The 11,889-nt window shown below is 63.8% G+C and carries 10 protein-coding genes; 3 read left to right on the top strand and 7 right to left on the bottom strand.

The genetic code is table 11. From position 1 onward, the window contains the following. The first annotated feature begins 9 nt into the window (after positions 1–9). Positions 10–2,022 carry a M3 family metallopeptidase gene (locus QRN11_RS05425; protein ID WP_285250186.1) on the top strand — a complete coding sequence of 671 codons (2,013 nt, stop codon included), beginning with the start codon at positions 10–12 and terminating at the stop codon, positions 2,020–2,022. Between the two features lie 239 nt (positions 2,023–2,261). Here the strand turns inward: QRN11_RS05425 and pdxS are convergent, their stop codons facing one another. The 6 genes from pdxS to QRN11_RS05395 form a co-directional block, all read right to left on the bottom strand. Further along, the gene (gene pdxS / locus QRN11_RS05420) at positions 2,262–3,188 is read right to left on the bottom strand and encodes a pyridoxal 5'-phosphate synthase lyase subunit PdxS (protein WP_091419821.1); all 927 of its coding nucleotides are present in this window, start codon (positions 3,186–3,188) and stop codon (positions 2,262–2,264) included. Positions 3,189–3,333: 145 nt separating this feature from the next. Further along, on the bottom strand, positions 3,334–3,957 hold the full coding sequence (gene pgsA / locus QRN11_RS05415; protein ID WP_091419820.1) for a phosphatidylinositol phosphate synthase: 624 nt from the start codon (positions 3,955–3,957) through the stop codon (positions 3,334–3,336). Further along, complete coding sequence (locus QRN11_RS05410) at positions 3,947–4,534, bottom strand: HIT family protein (RefSeq protein WP_091419818.1); 588 nt, start codon at positions 4,532–4,534, stop codon at positions 3,947–3,949. The genes pgsA and QRN11_RS05410 overlap by 11 nt, the downstream gene beginning before the upstream one ends. A 17-nt stretch (positions 4,535–4,551) precedes the next feature. Then, positions 4,552–6,561: a threonine--tRNA ligase gene (gene thrS, locus QRN11_RS05405; RefSeq protein WP_285250185.1), complete on the bottom strand. Its 2,010-nt coding sequence runs from the start codon at positions 6,559–6,561 to the stop codon at positions 4,552–4,554. Between the two features lie 116 nt (positions 6,562–6,677). Next, positions 6,678–10,166 (bottom strand): DNA polymerase III subunit alpha, encoded by a 3,489-nt coding sequence (locus tag QRN11_RS05400; RefSeq protein ID WP_285250184.1) that lies wholly within the window; start codon positions 10,164–10,166, stop codon positions 6,678–6,680. After that, positions 10,163–10,498, bottom strand: coding sequence for a DUF6504 family protein (locus QRN11_RS05395; RefSeq protein ID WP_285250183.1), 336 nt, complete (start codon positions 10,496–10,498; stop codon positions 10,163–10,165). Before QRN11_RS05395 ends, QRN11_RS05400 begins: the two co-directional genes overlap by 4 nt. Before the next feature lie 208 nt (positions 10,499–10,706). Here QRN11_RS05395 and QRN11_RS05390 point away from each other — a divergent pair, with 208 nt between their 5' ends. Beyond that, positions 10,707–11,096 (top strand): hypothetical protein, encoded by a 390-nt coding sequence (locus QRN11_RS05390; protein WP_285250182.1) that lies wholly within the window; start codon positions 10,707–10,709, stop codon positions 11,094–11,096. A 17-nt stretch (positions 11,097–11,113) separates the two neighbouring features. On the opposite strand, the gene QRN11_RS05385 is transcribed toward QRN11_RS05390, so the two are convergent. Further along, positions 11,114–11,434, bottom strand: a complete 321-nt coding sequence (locus QRN11_RS05385) for a chorismate mutase (RefSeq protein WP_091419810.1) — start codon at positions 11,432–11,434, stop codon at positions 11,114–11,116. Positions 11,435–11,453: 19 nt separating this feature from the next. Between QRN11_RS05385 and QRN11_RS05380 the strand changes: the two genes are divergently transcribed. Further along, complete coding sequence (locus tag QRN11_RS05380; protein ID WP_285250181.1) at positions 11,454–11,876, top strand: VOC family protein; 423 nt, start codon at positions 11,454–11,456, stop codon at positions 11,874–11,876. Positions 11,877–11,889: the final 13 nt, after the last annotated feature.

Here is an 11,889-nt window from a genome sequence, read left to right as displayed (position 1 = left end):
ATTTACGTCATGACAAACCCCCTGCTCCATCCCAGTCCGCTTCCGTTCGGCCTGCCTCCCTTTGCTGACCTCCAAACCTCGCATTATGCGGAGGCCGCAGAGGCCGGGTTCGCGGGGCACCTGGCCGAAATCCAGGCCATTGCGGAGAACCCCGAACCGGCCACCTTTGAGAACACGGCGGTGGCGATGGAGCGGTCCGGCCAGTTGCTGCAAAGGGCTTCTGCCGCCTTCTTCACCCTGGTGTCCGCGGATGCTACAGATGACATCCGGGATCTTGAAACGGAACTCTCGCCCCGCTTTTCAGCCCACCAGGACGAGATTTTCCTGAACCGGGCGCTGTACGAGCGCTTTGCTGCCCTCGATACTTCCGGCCTCGATGCCGAGTCCGGGCGCCTGGTGGAAGAGTATCTGAAGGAATTCCGGCAGTCCGGCATCCAGCTGGACGCGGCCGGGCAGGCGCGGCTCAGGGAGCTCAACGCAGAACTCTCCCGGTTGGGCACAGAGTTCGGCCAGCGGGTTAAGGAAGGGATGAAGTCGGCAGCCCTCCTGCTTGAAGACGCCGCGGACCTGGCCGGGATGCCTGCCGACGACGTGGCACGGGCCGCGGAAGCTGCCCGTGCTGCGGGGCACCCTGGGAAGTTCCTCCTGACGCTGATCCAGCCCACCAACCAGCCCGCCCTCGCCGTCCTTGAGAACCGGGACATCCGTCGTCGGCTCTTTGAGGCCTCGGTGGCCCGCGGGAGCAGCGGCGGGAACCTCGACGTCCTGGAGTTGGCCCGGTCCATGGCGGGACTCCGTGCCGAAAAGGCGGCTTTGCTGGGCTTCGCCAACTACGCAGAACTGGTGGTGGACCGCCAGACCGCGCCCGATTTTGACTCGGTCCAGTCGATGCTGAACCGTATGGCACCGGCGGCAGTCCGCAATGCCGACCGCGAAGCCGCCGCCCTTGCCGAGTCAGCCGGACACCCCCTGGAGGCCTGGGATTGGGCCTTCTACTCTGCAAAGGTCCGGCGGGAGAAATACGAGGTGGACGAGCAGGCACTTCGTCCATACTTCGAGCTGGAGCGGGTCCTCACTGACGGTGTCTTTTTCGCCGCAACATCCCTTTACGGCATAGCCTTCCAGGAACGGACGGACCTGGCCGGCTACCACCCGGATGTCCGTGTCTGGGAGGTCCGGAACGAGGACGGCAGCGCTTTGGGCCTGTTCCTGGGCGACTACTACACGCGGGAATCCAAGCGCGGGGGTGCCTGGATGAATTCGCTGGTGGAACAGTCGGAGCTGCTGGGAACAAGACCAGTTGTCATCAACAACCTGAACATCTCCAAGCCGCCGGCGGGCGAAGCCACAATGCTGACCCTCGACGAACTGCGGACCATGTTCCACGAATTCGGCCATGCACTCCACGGGTTGTTCTCGGACGTGACCTATCCGAGGTTCTCCGGCACCGCTGTCCCCCGGGATTTTGTCGAGTACCCGTCCCAGGTCAACGAGATGTGGATCATGTGGCCGGAGGTGCTGGCGAACTACGCCAAACACTACAAATCCGGGGAGCCGCTCGCCCAGGACATTGTGGACAAACTTCAGGAATCACAGCTGTGGGGCGAGGGCTTTGCCACGACGGAGTACTTGGGGGCGGCCCTGCTCGACCTGGCCTGGCATGTCCTGGGCGCCGACGATGTGCCTGAGGACGCAGTGGCTTTCGAGGACAAGGCACTTGCGGCCGCCGGCATCGCCCATGCCCTGATCCCGCCGCGCTACCGCACGGGATACTTCCAGCACGTCTTCGCCGGCGCCGGGTACGCCGCCGGATATTACTCCTACATCTGGAGCGAGGTGCTGGACGCCGAAACGGTGGACTGGTTCACCGAGAACGGCGGGCTCACCCGCGCCAACGGCGAACGCTTCCGGCAGGAGCTGTTGTCCCGCGGAAACAGCAGGGATCCCCTGGAGTCCTTCCGAACCCTCCGAGGCCGCGAAGCAAGGCTGGACCCCCTCCTAAAGCGCCGCGGCCTCGAGTAACCCCACTCCCCACACCGCTTAAAGAAGTACGACGCCGGTCCCCCACCAAGAAAAGGTGAGGAACCGGCGTCGTACATAAAGACGCAAGGCGACCACTTAGCGACGGACGGCGTTATCCGGCAGCGTGCGTAAAAGGGCCCCCGCGCCCCAACCAGCTACGAAAGCTGCCAGGAGGGCGCGGGGAATAGCACGCAGAGGATGACGCCGCCCGGGGCCCCGAAAGGCGCCAGAGAAGAGGACTACCAGCCGCGCTCGGCGAGGCGGTGCGGCTGGGGGATCTCGTCGACGTTGATGCCCACCATGGCTTCGCCGAGGCCGCGGGAGGCCTTGGCGATGACGTCGGGGTCATCATAGAAGGTGGTGGCCTTCACGACGGCGGCCGCGCGCTGGGCGGGGTTGCCGGACTTGAAGATGCCGGAGCCGACGAATACGCCGTCAGCGCCGAGCTGCATCATCATAGCGGCGTCGGCCGGGGTGGCGATGCCGCCGGCGGTGAACAGCACCACCGGAAGCTTGCCGGCAGCGGCGACTTCCTTGACCAGTTCGTACGGGGCCTGCAGTTCCTTGGCCGCGACGTAGAGTTCGTCCTCGGGCAGGGCGGCGAGCTTGGCGATCTCGGAGCGGATCTGGCGCATGTGCCCGGTGGCGTTGGAGACGTCGCCGGTGCCGGCCTCGCCCTTGGAGCGGATCATCGCAGCGCCCTCGTTGATGCGGCGCAGTGCCTCACCGAGGTTGGTGGCACCGCAGACGAAGGGAACCTTGAAGTTCCACTTGTCGATGTGGTTGACGTAGTCGGCCGGGGTCAGGACCTCGGACTCGTCGATGTAGTCCACGCCCAGGGACTGCAGGATCTGGGCCTCGACGAAGTGGCCGATGCGGGCCTTGGCCATGACCGGGATGGACACGGCGTCGATGATCTGGTCGATCATGTCGGGATCGGACATGCGGGACACGCCGCCCTGGGCGCGGATATCGGCCGGAACGCGTTCCAGCGCCATCACAGCAACAGCACCGGCATCTTCGGCGATGCGGGCCTGTTCGACGTTGACGACGTCCATGATGACGCCGCCCTTGAGCATCTCAGCCATGCCCCGCTTCACGCGGCTGCTGCCCGTGACGCTGTTCGCGGACGAACCGGCCTCGTTGCTTACATCAGGTGTAGACACAAAAACCCCTATGGGTAGATAGATGACATTCGCCGGGCGTGCAGGGCGGCAAGGAGATGCCATGTTTACACACACCGGGTTGCCGGATCCATTGACCGGGCAGTCCTAATACTAGTCTCACCGCGGCCGGCCGGCTCAATTCGTGTTAATCCGCCGGGGACGGTTCCGCAAGAGCCTGGCGGCGGACCGAAACCACACGCTGGACCACCGTGATGAAGCTGGCGAGGGCAAGCAGCGAAAGTGTCACCAGCAACACCACACTCGGAAGCCCCAAACCGGTAAATCCGGTGACCACCAGAACCGAAACCAGGCGCTCCGCCCGTTCGGCGATGCCGACGTTCGCGGTGAAGCCAAGGGACTCCGCTTTTGCCCTGGCATAGGACACCACCATGCCCAGGACAAGGCAGACGGTGGCCATCATCGCGATGGGAACATTGGCTCCGCCGGTGAAGAACCATACGGCGAGGCCCGCGAACAGGGCACCGTCGGCGATCCTGTCCAGGGTGGAGTCGAGGAAGTTGCCCCACCGGCCGCCCACCGCCTGCATCCTGGCCATGATGCCGTCAAGGACGTCGGAGAAGATAAACGCTGTGATGAACAGCGTTCCCCACCAGAGCTGGCCCAGGGGGTAGAAGACGAGGGCTCCCACCACCACACCGGCCGTGCCGATGATCGTGACGGCGTCGGGTGAAACGCCAATGCGCAGGAGCCAGCGGGCAAACGGGGTGAACAGCGCAGTGAAGAACCCGCGCGCATGCTTATTCAGCATCCGTCTCCCCGGGCCAGGCGTCGGCAACCTGCTGGCGGACCTCATCAAGGGTCTGCGTGATCGCCTTGGTCTGGGCGATGATGGGAAAGAAGTTCCCGTCGCCGCCCCACCGGGGAACAATGTGCTGGTGCAGGTGCGCGGCGATGCCGGCCCCGCCCACCACGCCCTGGTTCATGCCCAGGTTGAAACCGCCCGGATTCGAAACCTTCCGCAGCACCCGCATGGCGGTCTGGGTCAGCTCGGCGAACTCGGCTGTCTCCTCCACCGTCAGGTCCGTGTAGTCCGGGACGTGGCGGTACGGGCAGACCAACAGGTGCCCGGGGTTATACGGAAACAGGTTCAGCACCACGTAGCAGGTCTTTCCCCGGTAGACGATCAGTGCTTCCTCATCGGTACGTGCAGGCCCAACGCAGAACGGGCAGTCGTTTTCGTTCTTGAACTGGTGCTGGCCGCCTTTGATGTAGGCCATGCGGTGCGGAGTCCACAGGCGCTGGAAAGCGTCCGGGACACCGGCGAGGTCAAAGTCGTCGGTAACGCCGGCATCCCCCGGATATCCTGCGCCTGTGTTCTCCTGCACCGTACTCTTCCGTTCCGCTAGCTCGTCCGGTTCCGGACGGCTTCCGTGATCCGCTTGACTGCCTCGGACACTGGCACGCCGTTGTCCTGGCTGCCATCCCGGAACCGGAAGGAGACAGCACCCGCCTCGGCGTCATCACCGCCGGCGATGAGCACAAACGGGATCTTGTCCTTGCTGGCGGTGCGGATCTTCTTGGGGAACCGGTCCGAGGAGGTGTCCACCTCGGCACGGATACCCGCGGCCTTCAGCTGGTCGACGACGTCGAACATGTACTCGTTGAACGTCTCCGCCACCGGAATGCCCACCACCTGGACAGGTGCGAGCCACGCCGGGAACGCGCCGGCGTAGTGCTCGGTGAGCACACCCATGAACCGCTCCACTGAACCGAAAAGCGCACGGTGGATCATCACGGGACGCTGGCGGGTGCCGTCGGCGGCCTGGAATTCCAGCTCGAAGCGTTCAGGCAGGTTGAAGTCCAGCTGGATGGTGGACATCTGCCAGGTGCGGCCCAGCGCGTCCTTGGCCTGGACGGAGATCTTGGGGCCGTAGAAGGCTGCCCCGCCCGGATCCGGCACGAGCTCCAGTCCGGATTCCTGCGCGACCTCGGCGAGGGTCCTGGTGGCTTCCTCCCAGGCGGCGTCCTCACCGACGTACTTTTCAGGGTCCTTGGTGGACAGTTCCAGGTAAAAGTCGTTGAGCCCGTAGTCCTTGAGCAGGTCCAGGACGAAGGTCAGGGTCTTGGTGAGTTCGTCCTTCATCTGTTCGCGGGTGCAGTAGATGTGGGCGTCGTCCTGTGTCATGCCGCGCACACGGGTGAGGCCATGCACCACGCCGGACTTCTCGTAGCGGTAGACCGAGCCGAATTCGAAGAGGCGCAGCGGCAGCTCCCGGTAGGAGCGCCCGCGGGACCGGAAGATGAGGTTGTGCATGGGGCAGTTCATCGGCTTCAGGTAGTAGTCCTGGCCGGGCTTGCGCACGGTGCCGTCCTCATTGAGCTCGGCGTCCACGTGCATTGCCGGGAACATGCCCTCCTTGTACCAGTCAAGGTGGCCCGAGACTTCGTAGAGGTGGCCCTTGGTGATGTGCGGGGTATACACGAACTCATAGCCGGCCTCGACGTGGCGCTGCCGGGAGTAGTCCTCCATCTCCTTGCGGATGATGCCGCCCTTGGGGTGGAAGACGGGCAGGCCGGAGCCGAGTTCGTCGGGGAAGGAGAACAGGTCCAGTTCGGAGCCGAGCTTGCGGTGGTCGCGGCGCTCGGCCTCGGCAAGGCGTTCCTGGTACGCCTTGAGGGCGTCCTTGGTGGGCCAGGCCGTGCCGTAAATCCGCTGCAGCTGCTGGTTCTTCTGGTTTCCCAGCCAGTAGGCCGACGACGAACGGGTGAGGGCGAAGGCGTTGGAGATCATCTTGGTGTTGGGCAGGTGCGGGCCGCGGCAGAGGTCGCACCAGACCGTGGTGCCTTCCTTGCGCTCAACGTTGTCGTAGATGGTGATGTCGCCGGCACCGACCTCGACGTTGACGCCCTCACCGGCTTCGGCGGCCTCGTTTTTCTTGCCCAGGAGTTCGAGCTTGTAGGGCTCGTTCTTCATCGCCTCGCGGGCCTCCTCCTCGGAGACGACGCGGCGGACGAACTTCTGGTTCTGGTTGACGATCTTGAGCATCATCTTCTCGAGGGTTTTGAGGTCCTCGGGGGTGAAGGGCTCAGCGACGTCGAAGTCGAAGTAGAAGCCGTCGGTAATGTACGGGCCGATGCCCAGCTTGGCGTCTGGGCGCAGCTGCTGGACTGCCTGTGCCATCACGTGGGCGGTGGAGTGGCGGAGCACGTTAAGCCCGTCCGGGGAATCGATGGTGACACCCTCAACCTCGGCGCCTTCGGGCAGTTCCTGGTCCAGGTCCTTCAGCTCGCCATTGACGCGGGCCACAACAACATCACGGCGCTCAAAGAAGAGTTCCGCACCGGTTGTCCCGGTAGTCACCTTGGTCTCTTCGCCATCGACGAGAAGGGTGATCTGCTGGGCATCTGACACGGGTGTCTCCTATTCAAAGTTAAGGCTTCATAGCTTGTGGCATACGGGGACCACAGCCAGCCACCGTCAATGCTATCGGTTCGGCGAAGGGCCGACCAAAGCGGCACACTGCATCCTCACCCGCTAAAACCGGTAATCGCCAGGGTCCTGCTGATCCCGTCCAGGGGATGCGGGACGTCGGCAGGCTGGTCTGCCTGCGTTGGGAAGGGCAAAGTCTCCGTGCGGCTGAGGTCCCAGGCCATGCTTGCACTGATGCTGATACCCCTCGGCCCCGTCCTCCTGGTGGTGCCGCGGATAAGCAGCAACCTTGTTCCGAACAGGAGCAGCCCAGCGTTTTCCTGGGCTTCATGGAAGAAGACCGAATCGACGCAACCGGTGCCGTCGTCAATGCTGATGAAAACCACCCTCCTGCCGCCCCGCATGGGAGGTGTCTGGGTGGCAACACGCACTCCGGCCACCAGCACTTCAGTCCCATTGCGCAGGCCAAGGAGCTTGTCCGCCGTTGTGACGCCCAGCCGTTCCAGGGTGGGGCGGTGGCTTTCCATCAGGTGGCTGCTGACATCAACGGCCATCAGGTCCAGTTCTGCCCGGACATTCTCTACGAGGGTGGGTGCGGGCAATCCGGGTTTTACGTTCCGCAGCTCCACATCGCCCAAGGGAAGGGACAGCTGCCCCTCGACCAGTTCGATGCCCTTCCGCCCGGTGCCTGCATTTTGCAGCCTTTGCAGGTGCTGGACCAGGTCAGCCCGGTTGGCCATTCCGCCTGCCTCCCGGTGGAGGGAATCAAACGCACCCAGCTGGGCCAGCCGTTTGATGCTTGGCTTGCTCAGCCGCGAGCGCGCACGGAGGTCTGCGAGGGAGTCGTAGGGCTGGCCGGCAACTATCCTTTTCAGTTCGGTGCCGGACAGCCCGTAGATCCCGTTCAGGCTCAGCCGGATTCCGAGCTTCCCGGCATCAGGTCCGTGCAGGATGCGCTCCACCCGGTACTCCCCCTTGCTGCGGTTGATGTCCAGCGGAAGGATGGGGATGCCGAGCCTTCTTGCCTCCGCCACGAGAAGCCGCTTGGGGTACATGCCGGGATCGTGCTCCCACAGGCCGGCAAGGAACGCCTCCGGGTGGTGCGCCTTCAGCCAGGCTGACTGGTACGTGGGCACGGCGAAGGCCGCGCCGTGGGCTTTGCAGAAACCGAAGCTGGCAAAGGACTTCAGGGTCTGCCAGACCTTGTCTACGATGTCGGGCGAGAAGTTCTTTTCCCTGGCGTGCTTCCGGAAGTACTCCTCCACCCGGAATTCCCCAACTTCGCTGCTGAGGGCACGGCGGAATTCATCGGCCTTCGCAAGCCCGCACCCGGTCATGACATCGAGAGTGCGCAGGATTTGTTCGTGGAACACCGTCACGCCGTGGGTTTCCTGAAGAACCGGCTTCAGGAGGGGATGCGGATAAACCTCGGGTGCAAACCCGTGCCGGTGCTCCAGGAAGGGCCGCACCATGTCCGATTTCATGGGCCCGGGACGGAACAGGGAAATATCGATGATGAGGTCATTAAACTCCCGTGGCGCCATCTTGCCGATCAGCTCACGCTGCCCGGGGGACTCGATCTGGAAGCAGCCCAGGGTGTGGGTGCTTCGGATGAGTTCAAAGGTTGGCTCATCATCCAAGGGGATGGCGTTCAGGTCGATGTGCCCGTTCTCTGCAATGAAATCAGGCCCGGCCCCGTCCGTTCCGGTGGGATGGCCGCCGGCAGCCACCACTTCCTTTTTGGAGGGATGGATGCGGATGATTTCCCGAACGGCAAAGGCCATGGCGCTTTGCATCCTGACCCCCAGGACGTCGAGCTTGAGCATGCCCATGGGGTCCATGTCGTGCTTGTCGAACTGGCTCATGGGCAGTCCAAGCCCGCTGGGCTGGACAGGGGTGCGGTCCAGCAGGGTGGCATCCCCCAGGATCACCCCGCACGGATGCATGGAGATGTGCCGGGGCAACCGGTCCAGGCGTTCGGTCAGGTCCACCAGCAGGTCAAGCTGCTGGTTGCCATGGGAATCGCGCTGTTCCACCCGGCCGGCAAATTCCCTCAACTCGGGCTTCTCCTGCAGCGCCTCACGGAACTTCGAAGCGGAGAACCGCCACAATTGCTTGGCGATGTCCCCCACGTCCCCCTCATCCATCCCCAGGGCAAGGCCCGCGTCCCGGACGGCACCTCGTGCCCGGTAGCCGTTCTGCATGCTCATCAGCGTGACGCGTTCTTTGCCAAAGCGCTCGAAAATCCGGTGGTACACGTTATGCCGTTCGGCGCTCTCGACGTCGATATCAATATCCGGCAAGGTGGCCCGGTCCTGGGAGAGGAACCGTTCGAAGATGAGATCGTGCTGCAGCGGGTTTACCTGGCTGACGTCTATGAGGTAGTTGACCAGGCTGGAGGCTCCGGAGCCCCTGGCGGCTGCCCGCACCCCCATGTCCTGGATCATCCTCGAAACCTCCGCCACGGTGAGGAAGTAGGAGGAGAACCCCAGGTTCTGGATGATGCCCAGCTCATGCTCAAGACGTTGGAGCATTTCCTTTTCGCTGGGGCCGGCAATTCCGGGGAACCTTCTGCCGATCCCGGCCTGGCAGCGCTGCACCAGTTCCACATGCGGATCCTGGCTGATCCCGATGACCGCCGCTTCCGGCACTACAGGCTGCTTCCATCCCATGTCGGTGACGGGATCGATCCTGCACACATCGGCGAGCGCCTCTGTCTGTGCCATGAGCCTGTTGAGGTCTTCTGCCCCGTAGCCTGCAGCGGAGATGATTTCCTTCCCCAGCTGAAGCATTTGCCGCGCGGATTTCAGCCAGGCCTGGCCGTTGGGTTGCAGCAGTGGTTCCTGGGCCAGTTCCGGAAGGGATTTCAGGGTCCGGGCTGAATCCAGGACGTCTGCGGTTGCCGCTCCGTCCTCCGCGCAATACCGGACCGCATTGGTGAGGATTGCCGGGATGCTGTGTTCTTCGGCGAGTTTGAGCATCCGGACGGCGTGTGCCGTGCTCAGGGGGGATCCCGGGGCGCTGAGCTGGGACACGATCTCGGCCACCACAGTTCCAGCGGGCATGGCGTCCAGCCACTGCTTGAAAAGGGTGCGCGGGCGCAGGTAACGCCGCCCGCCCATGGCCCGGCCGACGTCGGAATCCGGGCCTATCAGCACCATCAGCACGGGTTTAAGGGTTTGGGGATCCAGGGTGCGGGAGGCAAGTTCCGCACGGGTCACGGCAACCGGTACAACTCCCCCGGATTTTCCCGAAGTGCGGGCATGGGCGTCGGATACCAGCCTGCACAGCGCGCGGTAGCCGGCACCGTTGTTGTTGCCGCGGGCGAGCACCACCACACGGCCTGCCAGCTGCGTGCGGTGATCGCCGTCGTCGTCATAGACCGCAAGGTCCACCCCCACGATGGGGTCAATGCCGGCGGCCATACACGCCTTGAGGTGCTTGATGGTCCCGTACAGGCCGTCCCGGTCAGTGCAGGCGAGCGCGGGGGCACCGTCAGCGGCAGCCACTTGCGCCAGTTCCTCTGGCCAGGACACTCCATAATGGGCGCTGAATGCGGTGGAGACGTGAAGGTGCGTGAAGCTCATGCTGTTCTGGGTCGGAGTGCGTCATGGATCCGCAGGATGCGCCAGCGGCCGCTGCGGATATGGCGGGTCAGGTCAAGGGTGAGCGGCTCTCCCTGTTCAGCCAAGCCGGAGCCTGGAGCTGAAGGCAGCACCTGAACCCGCCAGATTTCGTGGTCCACCAGGCCGGGGCCGCTGCCCAGCGGTGCACGGGTTTCTTCTGCCCACCATTGCCTGCGCTCGTACCAGCGCACAGGCTCGGCACAGACCGAATAGGACCGTCCGGCCCAGACAACAGCAACCGGATGGCCCTCAGGGGTGCAGGAGACGTCCACGGATTCGCTGAACAAGCCCATGGCGCCTCCCGGATGCAAAAGTTAGAACAGAAACCCTTCGAATATATATTCGAACAGAACCAGTCTACGCCTCCCTGAAGCCCCCGCATAGACAAAGGACGGGGCGCAGGTCCAGGGGGAAGGGGAATGCCCCGGATGCGTCTTCGGCTTCCATTTCCGTCAGCCTTCAGGGGTGGACGGACCGAACGGCAGGGAGCAGGATTGTGCCATGAGCACCCATGACGCACTCCTCAAGCAGGTCAGCATCAAGGCCCAGGACTCCACCCTTGTGGCAACATTCGATCTGGACGGCAGCATCCCCGGTTCCGGTGCCTACGTGGTGGGGCTTGTGGCTGCCAGTCCGGACTACTCGTCCCAGCGGCGCCTGGGCATCGAGTTCATGAACGGGAAACCAATTTCCTTTTTCTCGTTCAACCATGATCAGAGTTGCGAGGAAAACTACGATCTCTCAGGCGTCAGCCACTCGGGCAGCACCATCACCGGCCACTTCCCCATGGCAGCGATCAATGGCCTCGGCGAGGGGCACGTGATGACCGGCTTCAGTGAGGCTGACGGCCGGGAATTCCAGTCAGGTGTTCCCGTGGAGGAGAACCTGTAACAGCTGGGCCGGGCGGCTCAGCTGTTTTCTTTGTGGACCCGGAGTTCGAGTTCGATGAAACCGGAGATCATGGCCCGGTAGGTGGACTCGACGATGTCCGGGTCGATGTCCTTCTTCTCGGCTGCGGACCGGACGTGTTCAATGATCCGTTCCACCCGCCCCGGAGCGCGCACCTCTGCGTCATCGCCCTTGAGCGTTCCGGCGATCCGGATCAGGCGCTCGCGGCGGGCGATCAGGGTGACAATCTGCTCATCCACTTCGTCCACGGCAATCCGGACGGCAGCGAGCTGTTCCTTGTCGGCCAAAGCGTCTCTATCGTTCCCTTGAATTGTCGCCATCCTCTGACAGTATCGAACCATGCAGCCAAGAGTCGACTTCATTTCCCTGGGGGTCCGCAGCGTTCCGGCGTCCCGCGCGTTCTATGTTGACGGCCTGGGCTGGCCGGTCCACCGTGAGGTTCCGGGGGAAGTGGTGTTCATCCAGGTGAACCGCGGCCTGATGCTGTCGCTCTGGGACGTCCGCCAGATGCAGGCCGATGCCGGCGTCAGTGCCCCCGGTCCCGTCCCCCGCATCACACTGAGCCACAACCTTCCCGGCACTGAGGACGTGGACCGGGTCATGGCAGAAGCCGCGGCGGCGGGCGCCGAAATCATTGCCGAGCCGATTACCCAGCCTTGGGGCGGGTACACCGGCTACTTCGCAGACCCTGACGGCTTCCGCTGGGAAGTGGCGTACAACCCCACTTGGACAGTGGACGACGACGGTACGGTCACCGTTTAACTCCCGTCCCCCG

This window comes from Pseudarthrobacter sp. fls2-241-R2A-168 (assembly GCF_030209335.1).
Classification (GTDB): domain Bacteria; phylum Actinomycetota; class Actinomycetes; order Actinomycetales; family Micrococcaceae; genus Arthrobacter.
This window is presented reverse-complemented; position numbering and strand designations above follow the sequence as displayed.